The 21,931-nt window shown below is 66.2% G+C and carries 20 protein-coding genes, 1 tRNA gene and 1 riboswitch; of the genes, 13 read left to right on the forward strand and 8 right to left on the reverse strand.

The features are described from left to right. The first annotated feature begins 24 nt into the window (after positions 1–24). The 7 genes from EDC31_RS13020 to EDC31_RS13050 all read left to right on the forward strand — a co-directional run bounded on the left by EDC31_RS13020 (position 25) and on the right by EDC31_RS13050 (position 9,695). Positions 25–3,105 (forward strand): YhdP family protein, encoded by a 3,081-nt coding sequence (locus EDC31_RS13020; protein ID WP_132127090.1) that lies wholly within the window; start codon positions 25–27, stop codon positions 3,103–3,105. A gap of 170 nt (positions 3,106–3,275) precedes the next feature. Further along, entirely contained in the window at positions 3,276–3,938 is a 663-nt protein-coding gene (locus EDC31_RS13025) for an HD-GYP domain-containing protein (protein ID WP_052511896.1), read from the forward strand. A gap of 102 nt (positions 3,939–4,040) precedes the next feature. Continuing rightward, complete coding sequence (locus tag EDC31_RS13030) at positions 4,041–5,402, forward strand: replication-associated recombination protein A (protein WP_081797580.1); 1,362 nt, start codon at positions 4,041–4,043, stop codon at positions 5,400–5,402. Next, the gene (locus tag EDC31_RS13035) at positions 5,399–6,448 is read left to right on the forward strand and encodes an RluA family pseudouridine synthase (protein WP_081797582.1); all 1,050 of its coding nucleotides are present in this window, start codon (positions 5,399–5,401) and stop codon (positions 6,446–6,448) included. The genes EDC31_RS13030 and EDC31_RS13035 overlap by 4 nt, the downstream gene beginning before the upstream one ends. Beyond that, complete coding sequence (locus EDC31_RS13040; RefSeq protein WP_042058698.1) at positions 6,445–8,646, forward strand: AsmA family protein; 2,202 nt, start codon at positions 6,445–6,447, stop codon at positions 8,644–8,646. Before EDC31_RS13035 ends, EDC31_RS13040 begins: the two co-directional genes overlap by 4 nt. Next, the gene (locus EDC31_RS13045) at positions 8,643–9,365 is read left to right on the forward strand and encodes an ATP12 family protein (protein ID WP_042058701.1); all 723 of its coding nucleotides are present in this window, start codon (positions 8,643–8,645) and stop codon (positions 9,363–9,365) included. Before EDC31_RS13040 ends, EDC31_RS13045 begins: the two co-directional genes overlap by 4 nt. 147 nt (positions 9,366–9,512) lie before the next feature. Then, on the forward strand, positions 9,513–9,695 hold the full coding sequence (locus tag EDC31_RS13050) for a hypothetical protein (protein ID WP_042058703.1): 183 nt from the start codon (positions 9,513–9,515) through the stop codon (positions 9,693–9,695). An 83-nt stretch (positions 9,696–9,778) separates the two neighbouring features. Here the strand turns inward: EDC31_RS13050 and ispF are convergent, their stop codons facing one another. The 4 genes from ispF to metZ form a co-directional block, all read right to left on the reverse strand. Then, positions 9,779–10,933 carry a 2-C-methyl-D-erythritol 2,4-cyclodiphosphate synthase gene (ispF, locus tag EDC31_RS13055; protein ID WP_042058725.1) on the reverse strand — a complete coding sequence of 385 codons (1,155 nt, stop codon included), beginning with the start codon at positions 10,931–10,933 and terminating at the stop codon, positions 9,779–9,781. A gap of 82 nt (positions 10,934–11,015) precedes the next feature. After that, the gene (locus EDC31_RS13060; RefSeq protein WP_042058705.1) at positions 11,016–12,416 is read right to left on the reverse strand and encodes a sugar porter family MFS transporter; all 1,401 of its coding nucleotides are present in this window, start codon (positions 12,414–12,416) and stop codon (positions 11,016–11,018) included. Between the two features lie 147 nt (positions 12,417–12,563). Continuing rightward, complete coding sequence (apaG, locus tag EDC31_RS13065; RefSeq protein ID WP_081797583.1) at positions 12,564–13,040, reverse strand: Co2+/Mg2+ efflux protein ApaG; 477 nt, start codon at positions 13,038–13,040, stop codon at positions 12,564–12,566. A gap of 59 nt (positions 13,041–13,099) precedes the next feature. Beyond that, complete coding sequence (gene metZ / locus EDC31_RS13070; RefSeq protein WP_042058707.1) at positions 13,100–14,281, reverse strand: O-succinylhomoserine sulfhydrylase; 1,182 nt, start codon at positions 14,279–14,281, stop codon at positions 13,100–13,102. A gap of 81 nt (positions 14,282–14,362) precedes the next feature. After that, positions 14,363–14,442, reverse strand: a riboswitch (SAM riboswitch). A gap of 221 nt (positions 14,443–14,663) precedes the next feature. On the opposite strand from metZ, the gene EDC31_RS13075 reads away from it, so the two are divergent. Beyond that, positions 14,664–14,737, forward strand: a tRNA-Gly gene (locus EDC31_RS13075). Positions 14,738–15,012: 275 nt separating this feature from the next. Continuing rightward, positions 15,013–15,798, forward strand: coding sequence for an acyltransferase (locus EDC31_RS13080; protein ID WP_132127092.1), 786 nt, complete (start codon positions 15,013–15,015; stop codon positions 15,796–15,798). Here EDC31_RS13080 and EDC31_RS13085 read toward each other — a convergent pair. From EDC31_RS13085 to EDC31_RS13100, 4 genes are all read right to left on the reverse strand, one after another. Then, positions 15,795–16,523, reverse strand: coding sequence for a transglycosylase SLT domain-containing protein (locus EDC31_RS13085; protein WP_207912125.1), 729 nt, complete (start codon positions 16,521–16,523; stop codon positions 15,795–15,797). The genes EDC31_RS13080 and EDC31_RS13085 overlap by 4 nt on opposite strands. Continuing rightward, the gene (locus EDC31_RS13090) at positions 16,448–16,837 is read right to left on the reverse strand and encodes a VOC family protein (protein ID WP_042058713.1); all 390 of its coding nucleotides are present in this window, start codon (positions 16,835–16,837) and stop codon (positions 16,448–16,450) included. Before EDC31_RS13090 ends, EDC31_RS13085 begins: the two co-directional genes overlap by 76 nt. A 108-nt stretch (positions 16,838–16,945) precedes the next feature. After that, positions 16,946–17,440, reverse strand: coding sequence for a hypothetical protein (locus tag EDC31_RS13095; protein ID WP_052511900.1), 495 nt, complete (start codon positions 17,438–17,440; stop codon positions 16,946–16,948). A gap of 101 nt (positions 17,441–17,541) precedes the next feature. Next, positions 17,542–18,618: a quinone-dependent dihydroorotate dehydrogenase gene (locus EDC31_RS13100; RefSeq protein WP_042058715.1), complete on the reverse strand. Its 1,077-nt coding sequence runs from the start codon at positions 18,616–18,618 to the stop codon at positions 17,542–17,544. Between the two features lie 118 nt (positions 18,619–18,736). On the opposite strand from EDC31_RS13100, the gene EDC31_RS13105 reads away from it, so the two are divergent. From EDC31_RS13105 to EDC31_RS18400, 4 genes are all read left to right on the forward strand, one after another. Beyond that, positions 18,737–18,985 carry a hypothetical protein gene (locus EDC31_RS13105; RefSeq protein WP_042058732.1) on the forward strand — a complete coding sequence of 83 codons (249 nt, stop codon included), beginning with the start codon at positions 18,737–18,739 and terminating at the stop codon, positions 18,983–18,985. A 314-nt stretch (positions 18,986–19,299) separates the two neighbouring features. After that, the gene (gene thiC / locus EDC31_RS13110; protein WP_042058718.1) at positions 19,300–21,138 is read left to right on the forward strand and encodes a phosphomethylpyrimidine synthase ThiC; all 1,839 of its coding nucleotides are present in this window, start codon (positions 19,300–19,302) and stop codon (positions 21,136–21,138) included. Between the two features lie 31 nt (positions 21,139–21,169). Further along, complete coding sequence (locus EDC31_RS13115; protein ID WP_052511901.1) at positions 21,170–21,583, forward strand: hypothetical protein; 414 nt, start codon at positions 21,170–21,172, stop codon at positions 21,581–21,583. Between the two features lie 175 nt (positions 21,584–21,758). After that, on the forward strand, positions 21,759–21,931 hold a 173-nt coding region (locus EDC31_RS18400), incomplete at its 3' end, for a transposase (protein ID WP_207912128.1).

Raw genomic sequence — 21,931 nt, forward strand, 5'->3', positions numbered from 1 at the left:
TGTCTCCTCCTGCCTGCCGTGCTGGTGACGGTTCCGACCACATTCCTGCTCTGGCGTCTGGCGCGCGCGCCGCTGGACGTGACGTCTCTGGCCCGGCGCTGGCTTCCGCTCGCCATCGTCGCGGGCGCTGACCGGGGCGCGCCGGCGGGGAGGCTGGATGTCGGGACGCTGGCCATCGCCTGGAAGCCCTCCCATCGTGACGGCGGGCTGGTGCTCCAGGCGCGAGACCTGCGTGTGCTGCGCCGGGACGGCAGCACCGCGCTCAGCCTGTCACGGGCGCGCCTCGTGCTGGAGATCGCTCCGCTTCTGATAGGGCGTGTCGCGCCGCGCGAGGTGGAGGCGGAGGATATGCATGCGGCGCTCAGCCGACGCGCGGACGGGGCGGTCACGCTCGACCTTCCCGGCGCGCGGGCTGACGGGAACGTGCCGGATCTCTTCATCTTCCGGGCGCTGACACGGGTGCATGTCGCGCGGGTGACGGCGACGCTGGAGGGGTTTTCCCTGCATGTTTCCCTGCTGGACGGGCTACGGCAGGCGCATCGCCGCCTGCTCTGGGACGGAAATCTGGCGGCGGATCTGGTCGCGCCGGGGAAAGAGACGGTGACGCTCGACGGGCATGCCGAGCCGGCGTCGTCCGGGGTGCGCTGGCATCTGGCGAGCTCGGCTTTCGAACCGCAAATCTTCTCGCCGGTCGCCCCTGAACTCGCGCGATGGCATGTGCCGCTCGCGGTCACGCTGGACGGGGTGGAGACGGAGGGGTACGTCGGCGGCGTGCTGCGCCATCGGACCGGCCTTGCCATCGCATGGCTGGCGGGGCGGGCGACGCTTGGGGCCGGGCAGATCCTCCAGGAGGGTGCGCCGCTGCAGGTGAACGGCGGCGGGGCGGCGTTGAGCATCGCGCCGACCCATCCCGGCGAGCGGGACGCGCGCCTCGCCCTGCGCGGTGGCTGGATCGCGTTGACCGGGGCCGGGAACGCGCCGACGCGCTTCACCACATTCGCCGATTTCGTCCTCTCCGATCTTCTGCGTCCACGCCGGATCGACGGGAGCGCCCATGTGGAGGGCTCGTCTTTCGAGGTCGGGCAACTCGGGGCGATCTGGCCTCAGGCCATGCTCACGGAGGCGCGGAAATGGGTGACGCGGAATATCGTCGCCGGACATGGCAGCGGCCTGGCGGTGACGGCGACGCTGCACGGCGATCACGGCTGGCCGAGCCTCCAGCCCGTGGGGATGCGGGGGGCGCTGCATCTCGAAGACGCGACCACGATCTGGCTGCCGGGCATGCCGCCCGCCGAACACCTCGCCGCCGATCTCGATTTCGCGAAACCCGATACATTGCGCTTCGTCATCCATAGCGGCGTCCAGCCCGCCGACGCCTCCGCGGGCGCGCCGCGCCTGACGCTGGCGGAGGCGACGGGGCTGATCGACGGGCTGTACGTTCGTGACCAGAACGGCACCTTCGTCCTTCGTCTCTCGGGCGATCTGGGGACGTATCTGCGCCTGCTCGCGCAGCCGCGCCTGCATCTCCTGTCGCGTCATCCGCTGCCGTTCAGCGCGCCCTCCGGTCCTGTCGCGGCGACGCTCCACATCCATCTGCCGCTGGAGGCCCATGTCCGGGACGAGGACATTCATATCGAGGCCAGGGGCGCGTTTCACGACGTTCATCTCGGCGACGTGTTGCTGGGCCGCGATCTCGCCGACGGGGCGGGAACGATCTTCGCGACCCAGAACGGCCTGGACGTCACCGGAACCGGGCGGCTGGGCGGCGTGGCGACCACGGCGAACGTGCGGGAAAAATTCCGGCATGACACGCGACGGGATGAGGTCACGCGCATTCACGCCGTTTCGACCTTCGATCCCGCCTCCTTCGAGGCGGCCGGGTTGGGATCGCCCGATCTCTTCACCGGGCAGGCGGTGTTGACCAGCGATTACGTCGCCCGCGCGGACGGGCGGGGGGATGTCGCTCTCGCGCTCGATCTCGGGGCGGCTGGGGTTTCCCTGCCGGTCTGGGACAAGGCGCCGGGGCTTGCAGCGTCCGCGCGGGCGCATGTGGCGCTGATGCATGACACGGTCACAGGGGTGGACGGGATCGTCGCGCAGGGGCCCGAACTGGCGCTCAACGGGCATGCGGTGCTCGACAAGGGGGGGATCGTCGGCGTGGCGCTGGAAGATTTTCACGTCCGGCGCTCGAAGGGGGATGCGCGAATCCTCTTCGGCAGCGGGGCTGACGCGCCGTTGCGCGTGATGGTGAATGCCGAGACGCTCGATCTCGCGCCGCTCTTCCATCGTGTGGCGGCCGGGTCCGGGGAACGGCCCGTCCGCGAGCGGCCTGCCGGCGCGTGGCGCAGGCGTGAATGGAAAGTCGATCTGAAGGCCCGGCGGCTCTTCCTGGCGCGGGAGGCCATGTTGGGCGGTGTGTCCGCCCATCTGGAAGAAAAGGGCGGCCGGCTGCTTTTCGCGACGGTGGAGAGCGTCGCGCCCGCCGAGACGCATGTGGTTCTCACGCCGCGCGGCCGCGAGCGCCATCTGGTGGCGACGACGGCGGATCTCGGCGCGATGCTGGATCAACTCGCGGGGATCAAGCGGATCGGCGGCGGCGCGATGCGGCTCGAGGGCGCGCTCCGGGACGAGCAGAACGGCGCGGGTGGCCTGACGTTCGAAGGCCGGCTGACCGGCGCGCATGTGGCGCTCCTGCATCCGCCCGCGGCGCTCACCTGGGTGACGCATCTTGCGCCGTATGATCGGGGTGTGGCCGATGGCGCGCATTTCGAATTCCGCGACATCTCCCTGCCCGTGACCTATCGCGCGGGACGCGTCACCATTCGTGACGGGCAACTCGGCAATGACGCGCTGGGCGCGACCGTGACCGGCGATATAGATACGGTAACGGAACGTATTGATCTGCGCGGGACGCTGGTCCCGCTCTTCAGCCTCAATGCCCTGCCGGGGAAACTTCCCGGTCTCGGAAAGCTTTTCGTCCCGGAAAAGGGGGGAGGGATGCTCGCGGCCACCTTCGCGGTGAAAGGCGCGCTCGGCGATCCTTCCGTGCATGTCAATCCGTTCTCCATGCTGCTGCCCGGCGTGCTGCGCGGGATTGCCGAATAGAAGCGATCGAAATGTTTTCGGGCCGTGGAACATCCACATATACATAACGGCGTCCGCGCCGCCTTCGCTGCCACGGTGAATGGACTCGCTTGTCGTGACAGTGTCGGATCGGGGAGGGGAGCGGGATGAAGCGGAGAAGGGACCAGGACCTGTCCTTGTCGCCGGAGACCATGAACGCGCTCGCGGCGATCCACCGGGAGGCGGAAGACGCCGCGCGGGCGGGCGGGCGGCCTGATTCCGGGCAGTTCGGCGAGCTTGCGAGGCGGATCGGGGAGTTCGCGCGCCATGAGAGACTGTCGCGGATCATTGAGCTTGGCCTGACGGTGCCGCACTGGTCGAGTCGTCATGCGGTGCTGACGGGCGGCGTGATGGCGGCGCTGGCGGTGAGGCGGAATGAAAGCGAGGCGCGCGTGATCTCCCTCGTCACGGCGGCGCTGGTGCATGATATCGGCAAGATATTTCTCCCCGACGCGGTGCTGCACTGGCCAGGCCCGTTGCATGGGGAGGCGTTGGACGTCATGCGCCGCCATGTGCTGATCGGTCACGATCTGTTGCTCGGCAGCGGCGGTTTCGACGAGACGGCGCTCACCGTTGCGCTGCATCACCATGAACTCCTGGACGGCAGCGGCTATCCCGGCGGACTTGCGGGGGACGAGATCGAGGAGAGCCTCCGGCTCGCGACGGTCTGCGACATCTTCGCCGCCCTGATCGAGGCGCGTTCCTACAAATCCGCCTTGCAGCCGGATGAGGCGTTGCAGCTCATGGGCGGCATGACCGACCAGATCGATGGCGGCGTGCTCGCGGAGCTGGAGGCGCTTCTGCATGAAAGCTGAGGGCATGCCGAGATCGGCGACGCTCTCGTTTTCCGCATGTGGAACGCCTATGTTCCTTCAATAGTGCCTTTGCCAGAGTGTCTTTATTCGAGGAAAATCTTCATGCGAGACGACGCGCCAGCCGATCTGTTCGGCGCCGAACCCGCCCCGCGTCGCGCGGCGGCGGCCGTCGTCGCGCATTCGAGTTGTCCGCCCTCCACGCAGCCTCTGGCGGACCGGCTGCGTCCGAAGACGCTCGACGACGTCGTCGGGCAGGCGCATCTGCTGGGGCCGGAGGGCGCGTTGCGGATGATGCTGGCGCGCAGGACGCTGCCGAGCCTCATTCTCTGGGGTGGGCCGGGATGTGGCAAGACGACGATCGCGCGGCTTCTGGCGGGAGCGGCCGGGCTGCGGTTCGAGCAGATTTCGGCCGTGTTCTCGGGCGTGGCCGATCTCAAGAAGGTCTTCGACAACGCCCAGCGCTTCCAGGCGGAGACGGGGCGCGGGACGCTGCTGTTCGTCGACGAGATCCATCGCTTCAACCGGGCGCAGCAGGACGGTTTCCTGCCCTATGTCGAGCGCGGGACGGTGGTGCTGGTCGGCGCCACGACGGAGAATCCGTCCTTCGCGCTGAACGGCGCGCTGCTTTCGCGCTGTCAGGTGCTGGTGCTCAACCGGCTGGACGATTCGGCGCTGGAGGCGCTGATCGTGCGGGCGGAGGGCGAGCTGGGCCGCGCCCTGCCGCTGGACGAGGCCGCGCGGGCGACGCTGCGCGCCATGGCGGACGGGGACGGGCGGTATCTTCTCAATCTCGTCGAACAGGTCGCGGCGCTGGACGAGACGAAGCTTCTGGCGCCCGCCGATCTGGCGGCGCTTCTGGCGCGGCGGGCGGTGCTCTATGACAAGGACCGGGAAGAGCATTACAACCTCATCTCGGCGCTGCATAAATCCCTGCGCGGATCGGACCCGGATGCGGGGCTCTACTGGTTCGCGCGGATGCTCGAAGGCGGCGAGGACCCGCGCTATATCGCGCGGCGTCTGACGCGCTTCGCGGCGGAGGATGTGGGCATGGCCGATCCGTCGGTTCTGCCGCTCGCCATCGCCGCGTGGGAAACCTATGAGCGGCTCGGGAGTCCGGAGGGCGAACTGGCTCTTGCCGAGCTGGTGGTGGCTCTGGCGACCGCGCCGAAATCCAATGCGGTCTATAAGGCCTACAAGGCGGCGCGGCGTCTGGCGAAGGAGACCGGCAGCCTCGGGCCGCCCCATCACATCCGCAATGCGCCGACGCGGCTGATGAAGGATCTCGGCTATGGGCGGGGCTATGAATACGATCATGACACGGAGGAGGCGTTCTCCGGCCAGGATTACTTCCCCGACGAGATGGAGCGTGTGACGCTGTACGCGCCGACGCCGCGTGGACGGGAGGCGGAGATCAGGAAAGTGCTGGACAGGCAGGCCGCGATGAGGGCAAGCCGTCGCCCATGAGTGTCCAGACCCATATCGTCAGCGAGGACGAAGCCGATCTGCGCCTCGACCGCTGGTTTCGACGTCATTTCCCCGATCTGACCCAGGGGGCGTTGCAGAAGCTCTGCCGCACCGGGCAGGTTCGTGTCGATGGCGGCCGTGTGGCCGGGGCGAGCCGCCTCGCGCCCGGCCAGACCATTCGTGTTCCGCCCTTGCCGCAACCCTCCGTTCCGGCCGCGTCCGAGGCGCCCGCGCCGCTCGATCCGCTGCTGGCGAAGGAAATCGAGCGGATGGTGATCTATCGCGACGAAAAGATCATTGTGCTCGACAAGCCCTCCGGCCTGCCGACGCAGGGCGGGCCGGGCATCACGAAGCATGTGGACATGATGCTGGACGGCCTGCGCGACGGGCGTGCGGATCGTCCGCGCCTCGTGCATCGCATCGACCGGGATACGTCCGGTCTGTTGCTGGTGGCGCGCACGCCGGGGGTCGCGGCGAAGCTGGCGGCCGCATTCCGAGGGCGGGATGTGAAGAAGACCTATTGGGCTGTGGTCGTCGGGCGGCCGATGCCGGGCGAGGGCGTGATCGACCAGCCTCTGGCGCGTCTGGGCGCGGGCAACGGCGCGCTGGTGATCGCGGCGTCCCGCGACGATGAGGACGCCGCCAGCGCGCGGACGGAGTACGTGACCGTCGATGCGGCGGGGCGGAAGATGGCGTGGCTCGCCCTGTCGCCGCTGACCGGGCGCACGCATCAGCTTCGCGTGCATTGCGAGACGATCGGCACCCCGATTCTCGGCGATCCGCGCTATGGCGGCAAGGCGGCTCATCCGGAGGGGTTCGCGGACCGGCTGCATCTTCATGCGCGCGCGCTCGATCTGCCGCATCCGGATGGCGGACGGCTGATCGTCGCGGCGGGGCTGCCGCCCCATATGCGCGAGACGTTCCGCGATCTGGGTTTTTCGCCCGGCGAGACGCCCGCGCCGCAGCGCATTCACGGGCCGAAGCCCGCGGCAGCCGCCGTCAAGGCGGTCAGGAGAACCGTCGGCGGCGGGAGGACGGGACGTTGAGGCGGCTGCTGTTTCTGCTCATTGCCCTGCTGGTGCTGCTGGCGGGATTCGGTGTGGCCGGGCATGTTCTGGTGGATCGTTCGGCGCTGCGCGAGGACGTGATCCTGGCGGCGAAGCAGCAGACCGGCGACGATCTGCGGATCGGGTCGCTCTCCGTGGCGTTCTTCCCCTGGCCGGGCTTCGTGGCGCGGGACGTGTCGCTCTCCGGCCCGCAGGGGGAGGCTGCCCCGGCCTTGCTGACGGCGCGGGACGTGCGCGGCAGCGTGGCGTTGCTGCCGCTTCTGCATCGCGAGGTCCGGGTTGAGCATCTGGTGGTCGCCCATGGCGCGGTGACGCCGTACCGCTCCGCGGATGGGGCGGCGAACTGGCGGATCGCGCCTCAGGCCGCCGCTTCGGTTCAGGATACAAATGCAGGCGCGGGCGAGCGTTCGCCGCTGACGCCGATGACGGGGCGGTGGCGGGTGAGCGTGGCGAGCGCGGTGCTCGCGGACATGAAGCTGTCCTTTCATGATGAGTCGCGCGCGCAGGGTGGCGAGGCCCAGCTGGATCGGCTCGCGCTGGACGGGCTCGACGGGCACACGCCCTCCTTCGACCTGACGGCGCGGCACGGGAAGACACCCTTCACCCTGAGCGGGCATGTGGGGCCGCTGGCGGCTGTATTCGGCGAGGGGAGTGCCGCGCGCATTCCCTGGGCCGTGAGTCTGGCCGGGACGCTCGGGACGGATGCGGTGCATTCCGACCGGTTCACGTTCGACGGGCAGATGCTCGATGTCGCGGGTTTGTCCGGAATTTCCGGCACGTTGCGCGGATCGGTGGCGCATTTGCGCGATCTGGAAGGCGTTTTCCCTCATGCCGGTTTGCCGGAAGTGGATGGAGTTTCCGGCGAGATCAGCCTCTTCAACGTCACGCCCACGGCGGAGGGCTGGCGTACCCGCGAACCGGGCGGCGGGGTGAATCATCTGCATCTGACCATGGGGTCGGCGGTGCTGCCGGATGGCGTGGTGCTGCATGACGTGGCGCTCGGGGCCGAGACGCTGTCCGCGCCGCTGGAACTGTCGGGGCGGCTGGATGCGGCGGGCCGGTCGATCGGGGTTCAGCTTCATCTCGGCACGCTGGAGCAGGCGCAGGACACGTGGCGTTCCGATTTCGGGACGGCCCTGCCGGTCGCGGTGGAGGCGCACGGCCTGCCGGGTTCGGCCGGGGCCGGGGATACGCTGAATGCGACGGGGTCGGTCGGCGCGGATGCGGTTGCGTTCGATGGGCAGGCCCGTCTCGGTGTCCTGACGGTCGCGGGGATGGATTTGCGGCATGTCGTGGTTCAGGCGGCGTATGCCGGGCCGGTCGATCAGGGCGTTCGTCCGGCTCTGGGCAGCGGCACGGGTCATGGGACGGCCAGTGTCGGCGAGGTGCGTTTCGGCGGGCAGGTGTATCACGATCTGAAGGTTCAGGCCGTGCTGGCGAAGGGGCGGCTGGAGCTTGATCCGCTCTCCGCCCAGGGCGCGGCCGGAGCACTGGCGGGAGCTGTGACGTTCGTGGCCGCCGATCCGGGCGTGGCGCTGACGGCGCGTCTGGCTCCGGTGACGCTTCCGGCGGAAGTGCTGCAACACTGGGCGGGTCTTCCGCCGTTGTTGCAGGGGCCGGTGGAACTGGTGGGCGAGGTGCATGGCGAAGGCATCGACCGCGCGGCGCTGCTGGGGTCGCTGACCGGGCATCTGGGCCTGTCGATGGTCGACGGCAAGGTGAACGGCGCGCGGCTGGGCGCGTTCGTCGGGCAGGAGGCCGGGCTGGCGCTGGGGAGCGGCGAGATCGGGATGCGGTGTCTCGGCGTGCACATGCGGCTTGCCGGCGGGCAGGCGGTGCTGGACACGATCGGGCTGGAAGCCGGGATGCTCGGCGCGACGGGTCATGGCACGGTGGAGCTGGCCGGTCAGACGCTCGCGCTGCATCTGCTGCCGCATGTCGGGATCGGCGGCACGGGTGCCTCGACCCCGATCGCGGTGACGGGGACGCTGGACTCACCGCATGTCGCGCAGGAAGCCGGGGTGGACGGGCGCTACCAGATCACGATCGGCGGCCCGATGCCTGATCCCTGCGCGTCTCTCACCGCGGCGCGGGAGGGAATGGCCGGCCCCGCCGCGCCGGCGCCGCATCGTTCCAAGGCGGTGAACCTGTTGCGCTCCCTGGGCATCCTGCATTGAGCGGGGCGTTGCGCCGCTTCTGGCAGACGGTCGCGGTGAAGCCGGTGGCGGCGGGATTCGCCGTCACGCTGGACGGGCGGGGAGTGCGTCTGCCCGGAGGGTCGCCGCTGGTCGTGGCGAGTGCGGCGCTGGCGGAGGCGATCGCGGCGGAGTGGGAGGCGATTGCGCCCGGTGCCCCCTTCGATCCCGGCGCTTTGCCGTTGACGCGCATTGCCGGGACGATGATCGAGCGGATCGCGCCGGGCCGCGCCGCCATCATCACCATGCTGGTGAATTTCGGCGTGTCCGATCTCCTGCTCTATCGTGAAGAGGCGTTGCAGGCGGAGCAGGCCGCGCTCTTCGATCCCGTGCTGGAGGCATTTGCGCGGCGTCACGGCGTGCAACCGCGTGTGACGCTGGCGCTGATCCCGCAGGAGGCGGAGCCGGAGGAACGGAAGGCTCTGACGGCAGCGCTGGAGGCGCAGGATGACGCCGGTCTCGCGGCGCTGGGCGTGCTTACGCCGGCGCTGGGAAGTCTGATTCTGGCTTTGGGGCTGGTGGAGGGCTGGGTCGACCGGGACCGCGCGCTGGACGCGGCCTTTCTGGAAGAACGCTGTCAGATGAGGCGCTGGGGCGAGGATACGGAAATAAAGCGCCAGTTGGCGTCGCGGGCGGCGGATGTCGATGATGCGATGCGGTTTTTGATGCTCTCGCGACAAATTGGAACGGCCGGGGCATGATTTTGCCATGATCCTCGTCGAAACAGGACCCTGTTGTGAAGCGCGACCGGATGAGAGGTTTGGTTACTGGTCGTGACTGGACCTGTGGAAGAAAAAGCGGGATACCGCTCTTCGGCTTCAGGTAGAAAGCAAACGGGAGAACAGAATATGAGTGGTTATTCCGTGGATATGGGTGTGACGGCGTCGCAATTTCCGGAAGATGCGCTCAAGCTGCGGCGCGCGACGTTCGGGGCGCGTTCGGCGCGGATCTTCGCCACATGCGCGCAGGGGGCCTGGGTCCTGCTCGCCATGACGCCGGTGATCGTGGTTCTCTGCGCGCTGAAGGGGTAAGGATTCCCTTCAAATCGAAGGGTGCGGAGCGGCCTTGCGGCCGCCTTTTCCGTTTGAGTGCAGCAGGTTGAGTGCAGCAGGGTTCAGGGCAGCAGGACGGTGGCCGTCGCCGCTGCCGCGATCCCTTCCTCGCGGCCGGTGAAGCCCAGGCGCTCGGAGGTCGTGGCTTTCACCGAGATGCGCTCGATCCCGACCTGAAGCAGCTCCGCGAGACGGGCGCGCATCGCTTCCACGTGGGGGCGGATTTTCGGCCGCTCGCAGATCAGCGTCACATCCGCGTTCACCAGCATGCCGCCGCGCGCGCGGATGCGCTCCCCGGCGTGAATCAGGAAGCGGGCGGAGTCCATGTCCTTCCACTCATTGTCGGAAGGCGGGAAATGCGCGCCGATATCGCCCTCGGCCAGCGCGCCGTAGATCGCGTCGCAGAGGGTGTGGATGCCCACATCGGCGTCGGAATGGCCCGCGAGGCCGCGATCGTGCGGAACCGTGATGCCGCAGAGAATCAGCGGACGCCCGGCCTCGAAGGCGTGGACGTCATAGCCGAGGCCGGTGCGGGGCAGGGGCATCGCGCCCAGAAGACGTTCGAGTCGCACGAGATCCTCCGGCAGGGTCAGCTTGATGTTGTCGTCGTCGCCCGGCACCACGGCGATGCTCAGGCCCGCGGCTTCCAGCAGGGCGGCGTCGTCGGTCGCGTGATCGGTATGGGTGCGATGCAGATCGCGCAGGAGGGTGAAGCGGAAGCCCTGCGGCGTCTGGGCGCGCCAGAGCGAGTCGCGCGGCACGGTGGTCTCGACCACGCCGTTCCGCACGCGCTTGAGCGTATCCGCCACGCGCACGGCGGGAATTGCGCCGGGGTGCTCTTCCAGCGCGGCGAGCACGGCGGCGGTGATGCGGGCGGGGACGTAGGGACGCGCGCCGTCATGCACGAGCACGAAATCGGGCGGCGGCCCGGGCAATGCGTCGAGCGCCTCCAGCCCCGCGCGGACGCTGTGCTGGCGCTCGCTTCCGCCGCCGACCGGCGGGAGAACCTTTTCGAGTCCCTCCAGGGCTTCGGCCAGGGCGAAGTCATCGCCGACCGGGAGGATGACGTCCACATGGGGTTGCAGCGCCTCCGCCGCGTGGCGGATGACGGGCTTGCCCCCGAGCATGAGGAATTGCTTGCTGATGGCGTGGCCCGGCGCCGCCTCGGCGAAGCGGCGGCCCGACCCTGCGGCGAGAAGGATGGCGGCGATACGCATGGTGGCCATGCAATGCGGGTTCACCGGCCGGGCGTCAAGGAGGTATGTCCCGATTTGAAGTGCCCGGTCCCGGTGTCCCGGTTCAGCGTCCGATGTCGCGCAGGCGCTTGCCTGCGTAGAGGTTGCGTTCGATCACCTCCAGCGCCACGCCGCGCGTCTCGGGGACGAAGGCGAGGGTGAAGAGGAGGAAGAGGGCGTTGAAGGCGGCGTAGAGCCAGAAGGTGCGCGGCGCGCCCAGCCCGTCGAGCAGGATGAGAAAGGTCTGGCCGACGAGGTAATTGGCCGCCCAGTTGGTGAAGGTCGAGCAGGCGATGCCGAAATCGCGACCTTCGAGCGGCTGGATTTCCGCGCAGAGAATCCAGATCATCGGTCCGGCGGAGAAGGCGAAGCCCATGACGAAGCAGAGCAGCACGGCGACGGCGAGGTAATGCACGAGGTCGCTGTTCGTGTGGCCGAGGGAGAGCAGCCAGGCGAGCGCGCCCATTCCGGCGGCCATGATGACGAAGCCGGTGAGCAGCATGGAGCGGCGGCCCCAGCTATCGGCGAAACCGATGGCGATGAAGGTCGCCAGCACGTTCACGAGTCCGATGGTCGCCGTGCCCCAGAGTTGTCCCGACTGCCCGAATCCGGCGACCTCGAAGATGCGTGGGGCGTAATACATCACGATGTTGATGCCGGTGAGCTGCTGGATGAGTTGCAGGGCGATGCCGAGCAAGACGGAGCGGCGGAAATTCGGGTTCTCGCGCAGGAGGCTGACCCCGCGCTGCTTTTCCGTTACCGAGGCGCGGATGGAGTCAGCCTCGCTCAGGGCGTGTTCGCGCGAGCCGCGCAGATGGGTCAGCGTGTTGACCGCCTCCTCCATCCGCCCGCGCAGGACGAGCCAGCGCGGGCTGGCGGGCAGGAAGAACGCGCCGATGACGAAGACCACGCCCGGGACCGCCACGATGCCGAGCATCCAGCGCCATGCGCCGTAATAGGCCAGCACGGCGTCGGAGAGGAAGGCGAGCAGGATGCCTGAGGTGATCATGAGCTGGTAGAGGGAGATCATGCGCCCGCGCCGCGATTCATCGGCGATCTCGGAAATATAGAGCGGCGCGACGAAGCTGGCGATGCCGATGGCGACGCCCAGCACGATGCGGCCCGCGACCATTTCCGGCACGCTCTGGGCGAAGGCGCAGCAGAGCGCGCCGGCGACGAAGGCGAATCCGCTGATGATGAGCGAGGCGCGGCGGCCCAGCACGGCGGAGGTGCGGCCCGCGACGAGCGCCCCCGCAGCCGCGCCGAGCGTCATCGACGCGACGATGAAGCCAAGCGTCGCGTCACTGATCCGGAATGCCTTCTGGATGAAGCTCAATGCGCCGGAGATGACACCGATATCGAGGCCGAACATGAGTCCCGCGACGGCGGCGAGGATGGCGGCAAGCAGCATGCGCCCGACGAGGCGTGGCGGCTCGATCGCGCCGGGAGGATTCGCGTCATTCATATAAAGAAAATCTCCAGGGTCTTTCATGCGCCACGGGACGGTGGGCCGATCGCTGTCGGCTCGCTGCCGCCGGATATTGGATTAACATCCCGTTATATGTCCGCGAACCCACGTCCGCGTGATGAAGCGTGAAAGACGCCGGGCACCTCAGTGGAGCAGCAGGCCCGTCTGATGGGGGCTGTCGAGGCTGAAGGCCGGAATCCGGACGTCGAAGCGGCGAAGGGAAAGGGGGGCGATCATGTGATAGACGCCCCGCATGAAGCCGCTCGGGGTCTCCAGCGACGCGCCGGAGGTGTATTCGAAGCTCTCGCCCGCGCCGATGACGGGCTGTTCGCCGACGACGCCGTCGCCATGGACATGTTCCACATGGCCGCGCGCGTCGATGATCTCCCAGGAGCGGCTGAGGAGCTGGACGGTTTCCTGCCCCTCATTGGCGATGCGGATATGGTAGGCCCAGGCGTAGCGATGCTCTTCGGGCTGGGAATGGTCGTCCAGCCAGAAGGTGCGGACGCAGACGACGACGTCCTGCGTGCGCGCTTCGAAACGTGACGCGGCCTCCATGGCCTCGGCGAAAGCTGAGTCCGGATCTGCGACAAGACGGGGCGGAGGAGGTCTGCGGGCCATGACGCCCTGTTCTGCCATCCGCCCTGTCGTTGTGCAACAGGCCCGTTACAAATTGTCCATTACAGGGCGGCGAGACCGCGCCTGAGATCGGCGATCAGATCGGCGGTGTCTTCCAGCCCCACGGAAAGGCGGATTACTCCATCCGTGATGCCCAGCCGCGCGCGCTCCTCCGCTCCCACGCGCATATGGGTGGTTGTCGCCGGGTGGGTGGCGAGCGAACGGGCGTCGCCGAGATTGTTGGAGATGGCGATCAGCTTCAGGGCGTCGAGAAAGCGGAACGCCCCCTCCTTTCCGCGATCGACCTCGAAGGCCACGAGCGAGCCGCCATCGCTCATCTGGCGGGCGGCGAGGTCCGCCTGCGGGTGGTCGGCGCGGCCCGGATAGCGCAGGCGCAGGATGCCCGGCGCGTCGGCGAGGAAATCGGCGACGGCGGCGGCGTTGCGCGCCATGGCGGCGACGCGGAGCGGCAGGGTTTCGAGCCCCTTGAGCAGAACCCATGCATTGAAGGGCGAGAGGGCGTTGCCGGTGTTGCGCGTGAAGGGCTGGAGGGTTTCCTCGATCCATTGCTTGCGGCCCAGCACGGCGCCGCCCAGCACGCGGCCCTGGCCGTCGATATGCTTGGTGCAGGAATAGAGGATGACATCCGCGCCGAATGCGAGCGGCTTCTGGCCGAGGGGCGAGGCGAAGACGTTGTCCACCATCAGCAGCGCGCCCGCCTTATGGGCGAGATCGGCGATGCGGGCGATGTCGAGCACGTCGAGCATCGGGTTGGAGGGGCTCTCCAGCAGCACGGCGGCGGCGGGCTTCGACAGCGCCTCGGTCCAGCCGTCGAAATCGCCGCCGTCGACGAAGATCGTCTCCACGCCGTAGCGGGGCAGCAGGTTGGCCACGATCCAGTGGCAGGAGCCGAACAGCGCGCGGGAGGCGACGACGCGGTCCCCGGCCTTCACATGGCTGAGCAGGGCGGAGGAGACCGCGCCCATGCCGGTCGCGGTCACGATGCAGGCTTCCGCGCCCTCGAGCATGGCGAGGCGGCGCTGGAGGGCGTCAGTGGTCGGGTTGCCGAAGCGGGAATACTGGTAGTGTTGTGCTTCGCCGAGGAAGGTGGCGGCGGCCTGTTCGGCGCTGTCATAGACGAAGCCGGAGGTCAGGAAGATGGCCTCGCTGGTCTCGCCATAGGGGGTGCGGTCAATATCCGCGTGCAGAAGCCGGGTGTTCAGGCCGGGAGACTCTTCGATCATGAAAGTCGTCACTCCAAAATGCGGGCGCGCGGGGCGCGTCGCGTCATTCTGGCCGTGGAAGTCCTGGCCCTGCGACGCGGATGCGGCGGAGCCCGGGCCTCTTTAGCGCTGTTCTTTAGCCTCGCCGCAAGCCGGCCAATCAAATCACGAGGGTCGCGCGCCACCCGGCGCGTCGACATCGGCTTTATGACGCTGGAAGGCCCGGGACGTCAACCGTCCCGGCGTCGCGCGTATGGGGTCGGGTCGGGCACGCAGGGTTCTGCACTCTACCCGCCAGAGGCGGAACGCATGATTTTCACGCGGCGCGCTGCGGGACGGCGAAATGCGTGCGGCGGGATTGCGCGGACGGGCGGGTTTATGTAAAGAAGGCCGCACTCGCGGTGCGGGTGTAGTTCAATGGTAGAACGGCAGCTTCCCAAGCTGCATACGAGGGTTCGATTCCCTTCACCCGCTCCAGAATCCCGCTTGGAAAAACCCTGGATTTCTGCCGGTTTTAAGGCGCTCGCTCGTTGTCGGTGAGAGCCTCTGCCTGCCTGCGATCGTGGACGCTGGGGGCCTTGGCGTGTCAGATATCGGAGCCATGATCTGGATCGCTTGACTGTCTATCGACCCAGGCTTTGGCAAAAAATGGTTTCGTGACAGGGAGCCGATTTGGCTGACATCAATAATTTTCTGATAAAGCATTGCGTTAAATTGAGTGTCGTATCTCTCTGTCTCTTTGGGAGTCTCGAATGACTGACCCCATACGGGTGTATTCAGCGCACAAAGATCACGACGAGCTCATCAAGCTTGGCATAAGATGCAACACTGCCGAGAAAACGGAAAATAAAATATGTATAGACCAAAAATTAACAAAAAAAGATAGAAATGAATTATTAACAATATATTTTTGTGGCGACAACAACTCCATTCAAATACATGGAAATGAATTGCCGGTCGGATCTATCTCGTTTATGGGAAATGATTCAAGTGTCCGTATTTACAGAGAAAATGATGTTAATATAAATGTGTTTTTATATGATCGATCTAATTTATATATAGAGAAATCATTCTCCATATTTGGTTTGTTTGCCTCCATCTATTCAAACACGACACTCAGGATACGAGAAAACTGTCTGATAGCAAATGATGTAAAGATTTGGACCTTTGACCACCATGCTATCATTGATCTGAAGACGATGAAGCAGCGTAATTTTCCGCAAGACGTTGATATTGGCCCCCATGTTTGGATCGGTGAATCCTCGCAAATTCTCAAGGGCACTCGAATCGAAGTGGGTTCGATTATTTCGGCTGGAGCAATTGTGCGCGGTCTGATTCCGTCACGAGAATTATGGGGCGGGAATCCTGCGCGGCGTGTTCGGCGTCATATGTCCTGGACACCCTCACATCCAACAAACACATATGACTTGAATGTCATGTTGGCCTCGATGCCCGACGACCAATCAAATTGGTCTCGGTTCAAGGAACGATTGAAAAAATTACTGAGCCGACGATCTGCAGCCCGGCAGCGACCCTAAAACAGCCAGCTCCAGAAGCCATGGTCCTGCAAATCCTCCCGGCAGGCCGCCAATTGTTGCGCATAAAGCTGCGCCCGCACCGAAACCTGGTCGGCTATTCGAAGCAACCGGGTTTTTTGGGTGTAGGATCGTGCGCGATATCCGCCCCATCCTTCATGATAGGCCAGATATTGCCGCCGGGCATCCGTTACCGGAATGCCGAATTGATGGCGGGACTGCACGATATACCAGCTCATGAAATCCAGCGCGTCGTGGAAATCGTCGCGGCTCGCGCTCTGGTCGGTTCGCCGTTCGAAATCCCGCCAGGTCGCATTCTTCGCCTGCGGATAGCCATAGGCCGAGGTGACGTATCCCGTGGGAACGATCCACAGGAAATAGGTGCGTTTCGTATGAAGCGCCGCGTGAAATCCCGATTCTTGATACATGATCGCCATCGGCACCGAAACCGGAACAGCCCATTTCCGCTGTGCCTTCATCGCCGCGTGGTACCAGGAACGCTTTTCCTTGAATACGGAGCAAATATTCCCGGGATGTTCCGGCGGTGCGGTCACACATCCTGTCAGCAACACGCCGGACAGCCCAAGAAACGCCGCGTACCGCATCGCGCTACCGCGAGGACTTGACCGGCATGCGCTCTTGCGTCGCCATGTCAGTCTGCAACGGGCGAACAGATTTCGACGAGGCAACCATTGATATCTCGCACATAGCCGACGATCTGGCCCCACGGCTTCTCCGCGGGCGCCGTAATGGCCGCAGCCCCGGCGGCGAGCGCCGTGTCGTAGGCAGCACGCGGATCGTCTGTCACCAGCGCAATTTCGTATCCTGCGGCCAACTCGGATTTGCGGTTGGGACGTATGGCAAGCCCGTTCATTTCCGCCATCGACTCACCGGCAAAGGCGAGCACCGTTTCTCCCGTCTGCATTTCGGCGTAGAGATTGCTCTCATGGATGAAGCGACGTTCGAGTCCAAAAGCCTCTTCGTAAAAGCGGACGGTGGCGGGCACGTCCGCGACATATATGATGGTGTATCCGAGCTTCATGAAGACTCCTTAGAAGAGCCATCGGACGAGAGCAAATCTCAACGCACTTCCCGCGTTCGGCGCAGGCAACGCCACGGAATGCTTGAGACAGGCCGGACCCGGATCGGCTCAGAAATGCGTATGGATCAACGGGCTGATCGACACGGCCATCAGGACCAGGCCGAAGAGTGCCATCAGTTTGAACAGGAAGAACATCCCGTTCTCGACCAGTTCGCTGCGTGTGGCAAGGAGGACGAACAGGTCCGGCGTGGCGGGAGCGGCGGTGTCTCCGGTCAGGGCGGCGAGGCGCTGGGCAGCCCGCGCATGGGTGCGGCGGGTCATTTCAGTGTCGGAAAGATCTGCCTTGCGATAGAGTTCGGCGATATATCGGTCCAGCGTTTCGAGCCGGTAGAAACCGCCCTGTTCTTCCGGTCCGGCGCCGAGCCAGTTCAACGCGCCCAGACGGAGCGGAGAGACGCCGAGATAGCGGGCAGCGGCCGTCCGGGTCAGACGTTGTCCGGGGCCGGGCGTGCGCGGCGGCAGGCGCAGGAGATTGTCGCCGGTGGAAGACGCGCCGGTGGTTGACCGGCCAGTGGGAGACCGGTCAGCGGAAGACGGATTCATGGACGAGGGCGGTGTTCGGCCTGACTGCATGGTGACGCACCGTTGTCGGGGCGAAAACCCTAGCGTGTCCGCGCCGGTTGCGTCGAGAAAAACAAGCGGGGTCAGGCGCGCTTTCCTGCGGTGCGCGCATCCTCCACCGTCTCGAAGCCCTGTTTCCGCATGGCGTCGAGCAGTTCGCGTTTCAGTCGGGGAAGTAGCGCGGGGCCCTCGAAAATGAAGGCGGAATAGACCTGCACCAGATCGGCTCCGGCCAGAAGCCTGTCGAGAATATCGCGCCCCGTCTCGATTCCGCCGCAGGCGACGAGGATCAGCCGTCCTTGGGCGAGGTCCGCGGCGCGGCGGAGCATGTCGATCGCAAGAGGGCGGAGAGGCCGCCCCGAGAGGCCGCCGCTTTCGGTTGCATGAAGATCTCGCAGTCCGGCGGGGCGGGAAATAGTGGTGTTGCCGAGGATCAACCCGTCCGCCTTGTGAGCGATGGCAGCCTCGATGACGGAGCCGAGCACGTCCGGCGGGAGGTCCGGGGCGAGCTTTATGAGCAGGGGCGGCCGGTGCGGATTGCGCGCGGCCACGGCATCCAGCATCGCGGCGAGAAACGCGGCGCTTTGCAGGTCGCGCAGGCCCGGCGTGTTGGGCGAGGAGAGGTTGATGGTGATGTAGTCGACATAGGGGCTGACGCGGGCGACGAGTTCCGGATAGTCGCGCAGGGGATCGGCGCCCGTCTTGTTGATGCCGAGATTGGCGCCGATCGGCGTCCTGCCGACGCCGTGCGGGCCGCCATTCGGGCGCGGGCGATGAAGGCGGGCGAGGCGTCGGCAGAAACGGTCGATCCCGCAGCCGTTGAAGCCCATGCGGTTGATGATGGCGCGATCTTCCGTGAGCCGGAACAGGCGCGGGCGGGGATTGCCCTGCTGGGGACGGGGGGTGACGGTGCCGGCCTCGACGAAGCCGAATCCCAGCCGGGCGAGGGGACGTATGGCGCGGGCGTCCTTGTCAAAACCGGCGGCAAGCCCGATCGGGTTGGGGAAGCGCAGCCCCAGCGCGCGAGTCGCGAGCTGCGGAACGTCGTGGGGCGCGAAGGGAGTCAGGCCGAGCGCCAAAGCATGGATGGCGGTCTCGTGCGCGGTCTCGGGGTCGAGCCGGCGCAGAAGGGAGACGGGCAATGTGTCCAGCAGCGACATGACGGTTCGGTCCTCTCGGGCAAGGGCCCCCGGGGCAAGGGGGAACGTCTTAGCGCGCCTGGGTGTGGGAGGAAATCGGGTGTTTCTGCCCGGCGCGGAATCGGATAAGCGATACGGCATGTGGGACGAACCCTATCTCGAAACCTGCTGCCGCTCGGCCTTGCACCGGCTTCTGCTGTGCGAGGATGTCGGGCGCGTGCAGGGATTGCGCGACCAGCCCTGTCTGGAGCGGTTGCAGCGCATGGGCTTCGCGCGGATGCGGGCGGACGGGCGGTTCGTCATCACGCCGGCCGGGCAGGTCAGGCATGACAAGGAGATCGGCAAGCTGGCGCCGGTCTATCGGAGTCGCCGCCGCTTCGCGGGATAGGCGCGTCACTTCTCGTTTGCGTGAGAAGAGGCGTCATGCAGTTGACTTTTCGCGCGAAAGTCATCGACACTCGGCGTCACCAAGGGGGGCCCCGGCAAGGGGCTGAGAGGCTGATGGCGCGGGGAGGCGATTCCCGTGCGCGCAGCGACCCTGCCGGGGCGCGTCGTGCGGTCCGGGGAACCTGATCCGGTTCGTACCGGCGGAGGGATTGGTCTGGACACGAGGTGGCGGGAGTCCCGAGGACTCCATCCCACCCGTCATACCCTTTTCCACACGCCTGGACGATCCGTATCCGCTACGCGGAGACGTGCGATATGGACGACCAGACTCTTGATGTTTCCAATTTCGGTCCCGTTCCAGGCTCGGTGACGACCGGGCCGATCGAGGGATCGGCGAAAATCTGGTCCTCGCCCGAGGGGCGCGGGGACATGCGGGTGCCGTTTCGGGAGATCGCGCTGCATCCCAGCGCGGGCGAGCCGCCCGTCCGGGTCTATGACACCTCCGGCCCCTATACCGATCCCGCCGCGGCGATCGACGTGGAGACGGGGCTTCCCTCCGTGCGCGGGGACTGGCTGGCGCGGCGCGGTTTTGCGCGGGTCGAGTCGACGCGGGGGGTGAAGCCCGAGGATAACGGCTTCGCCAGTGGGGAATATCTCGTCTCGCCCTGTCCGGCGGCGCATCGGGTGCTGCGCGGCGCGACGGGTCAATTGGTGACGCAGTACGAATTCGCCCGCGCGGGGATCATCACGGATGAAATGATCTATGTCGCGCATCGCGAGAATCTCGGCCGGGCGGCGATGATCGAGGGCGCCGAGGCGCGGCGGGCGGATGGCGAGGATTTCGGCGCGAATATCCCGGCCTTCATCACGCCCGACTTCGTGCGCGCCGAAATCGCGGCGGGGCGGGCGATCATTCCCGCCAACATCAACCATCCGGAGCTGGAGCCGATGATCATCGGCCGGAACTTCCTGGTGAAGATCAACGCGAATATCGGCAATTCCGCCGTGACCTCCTCGGCGGCGGACGAGGTGGAGAAGATGGTGTGGGCGATCCGCTGGGGCGCCGATACGGTGATGGATCTTTCCACGGGGCGCAACATCCACAATATCCGCGACTGGATCCTGCGCAACGCGCCCGTGCCGATCGGGACCGTGCCGCTCTATCAGGCGCTGGAGAAGGTCGGCGGCGTGGCGGAGAAGCTGTCCTGGGAGGTGTATCGGGACACGCTGATCGAGCAGGCCGAGCAGGGGGTGGATTATTTCACGATTCACGCCGGGGTGCGTCTGCGGCATGTGCCGCTGACGGCGCATCGCACCACGGGCATCGTCTCGCGCGGTGGGTCGATCATGGCGGCGTGGTGTCTGGCCCATCATCGCGAGAGCTTCCTCTACGAGCATTTCGAGGAGATCTGCGACATCATGCGGGCCTATGACATCTCCTTCTCGCTGGGGGACGGGCTGCGGCCCGGCTCGATCGCGGACGCCAACGACGCGGCGCAGTTCGCCGAGCTGGAGACGTTGGGCGAACTGACGAAAATCGCCTGGGCGAAGGGCTGTCAGGTGATGATCGAGGGGCCCGGCCATGTGCCGATGCACAAGATCAAGGTCAACATGGAGAAGCAGCTTCGCGAATGCGGCGAGGCGCCGTTCTACACGCTCGGCCCGCTGACGACCGATATCGCGCCGGGATACGATCACATCACCTCGGGCATCGGAGCGGCGATGATCGGCTGGTACGGCTGCGCCATGCTCTGCTACGTCACGCCGAAGGAGCATCTCGGCCTGCCGGATCGCTCGGACGTCAAGACGGGGGTGATCACCTATCGCATCGCGGCGCATGCGGCCGATCTCGCCAAGGGGCATCCGGCGGCACAGATCCGCGACGATGCGATCTCGCGCGCGCGGTTCGAGTTCCGCTGGGAAGATCAGTTCAATCTCGGGCTCGATCCGGACACGGCGCGGCGCTTCCATGACGCCACCCTGCCGAAGGAGGCGCACAAGACGGCGCATTTCTGCTCCATGTGCGGGCCGAAATTCTGCTCCATGAAGATCAGCCACGATATCCGCGCCGAGGCGGAGCGGCAGGACGGGCTGGCGCGGATGAGCGAGAGCTTCGCGGAGCAGGGAGGAAAACTTTACGTTCCGGCGGATTGACCGCCGCGCCCGGCGGAGGGACAGTTCTTTCATGAAGAAGGCTGATCGCGCCGGGCCGCCGGACCATCCGCTCGATGTGCCGGCCCCGCTCGCGTCAACCGGCGGGAAGAAGGAAAACGCGCGGGGAAAGCGGCGGCTGGCGCGGTGCGCATCGCCGAAGCGGGAGGACATGCGTGCCATTCGCGACGGCGCGCTGGGCTGCACGGTCAGCTATGTCGCTGGGAACCGTAAGGAACTTGTGGACGCCAGCGCTGATTTTCTCGAAGGGTGGCTGCATCTGATGGGGATTTGCGGCGTGGACCGGCGCGATGTGTATCGCGAACTGGATCACCGCCTGCAACTCGCGGAGTTGCTGCTGCTCCTGAACCGGGAGGATGAAGGCGCGCTGACCGAACAGGGTGGCCGACGGCGCTTCTGGCGACCGGCCACCACCAAGCTGCCTTAACAGGCGTCTTTTGTTTCTGAAGAGAAAAGGAACGATGAAGCTTCCCGATACTGATCCCGGTTCCGGCTCTAACAGGCCTAGCCCGGATATCTCACACGAGTAGGTGCATGGGGCTCTGAAAACGGCGAAAGTTCTTGTTGGAAAAGGAAAATCCGCGAGCGAGGCCAGAGACCCGATGCAGACAGAGTGTAGCGCAGGCCAATTGGCTTTTGGAGAGGTTTCCGGGCGTCGGATCGTAGCGGATTTCGCGGGCGGGACGATGACGTCGGACGCGGGCGCCCTGCTGCTGGGGGCGGCGGACCGGGCGATCGGTCTGACGGAGCGGTTTGCTCGCTGCTTCACGGATGC

The organism is Acidomonas methanolica, from assembly GCF_004346035.1.
GTDB classification, from domain to species: Bacteria; Pseudomonadota; Alphaproteobacteria; order Acetobacterales; family Acetobacteraceae; genus Acidomonas; species Acidomonas methanolica.

What these genes read in the sequence shown, in the direction of transcription:
- EDC31_RS13025 (WP_052511896.1), top strand. Translation starts at nt 3,276, where the DNA reads ATGAACGCGCTCGCGGCGATCCACCGGGAGGCGGAAGACGCCGCGCGG.
- EDC31_RS13030 (WP_081797580.1), top strand. Translation starts at nt 4,041, where the DNA reads ATGCGAGACGACGCGCCAGCCGATCTGTTCGGCGCCGAACCCGCCCCG.
- EDC31_RS13035 (WP_081797582.1), top strand. Translation starts at nt 5,399, where the DNA reads ATGAGTGTCCAGACCCATATCGTCAGCGAGGACGAAGCCGATCTGCGC.
- EDC31_RS13050 (WP_042058703.1), top strand. Translation starts at nt 9,513, where the DNA reads ATGAGTGGTTATTCCGTGGATATGGGTGTGACGGCGTCGCAATTTCCG.
- ispF (WP_042058725.1), bottom strand. Translation starts at nt 10,933, where the DNA reads ATGCGTATCGCCGCCATCCTTCTCGCCGCAGGGTCGGGCCGCCGCTTC.
- EDC31_RS13060 (WP_042058705.1), bottom strand. Translation starts at nt 12,416, where the DNA reads ATGAATGACGCGAATCCTCCCGGCGCGATCGAGCCGCCACGCCTCGTC.
- apaG (WP_081797583.1), bottom strand. Translation starts at nt 13,040, where the DNA reads ATGGCCCGCAGACCTCCTCCGCCCCGTCTTGTCGCAGATCCGGACTCA.
- metZ (WP_042058707.1), bottom strand. Translation starts at nt 14,281, where the DNA reads ATGATCGAAGAGTCTCCCGGCCTGAACACCCGGCTTCTGCACGCGGAT.
- EDC31_RS13080 (WP_132127092.1), top strand. Translation starts at nt 15,013, where the DNA reads ATGACTGACCCCATACGGGTGTATTCAGCGCACAAAGATCACGACGAG.
- EDC31_RS13090 (WP_042058713.1), bottom strand. Translation starts at nt 16,837, where the DNA reads ATGAAGCTCGGATACACCATCATATATGTCGCGGACGTGCCCGCCACC.
- EDC31_RS13095 (WP_052511900.1), bottom strand. Translation starts at nt 17,440, where the DNA reads ATGAATCCGTCTTCCGCTGACCGGTCTCCCACTGGCCGGTCAACCACC.
- EDC31_RS13100 (WP_042058715.1), bottom strand. Translation starts at nt 18,618, where the DNA reads ATGTCGCTGCTGGACACATTGCCCGTCTCCCTTCTGCGCCGGCTCGAC.
- EDC31_RS13105 (WP_042058732.1), top strand. Translation starts at nt 18,737, where the DNA reads ATGTGGGACGAACCCTATCTCGAAACCTGCTGCCGCTCGGCCTTGCAC.
- thiC (WP_042058718.1), top strand. Translation starts at nt 19,300, where the DNA reads ATGGACGACCAGACTCTTGATGTTTCCAATTTCGGTCCCGTTCCAGGC.
- EDC31_RS13115 (WP_052511901.1), top strand. Translation starts at nt 21,170, where the DNA reads ATGAAGAAGGCTGATCGCGCCGGGCCGCCGGACCATCCGCTCGATGTG.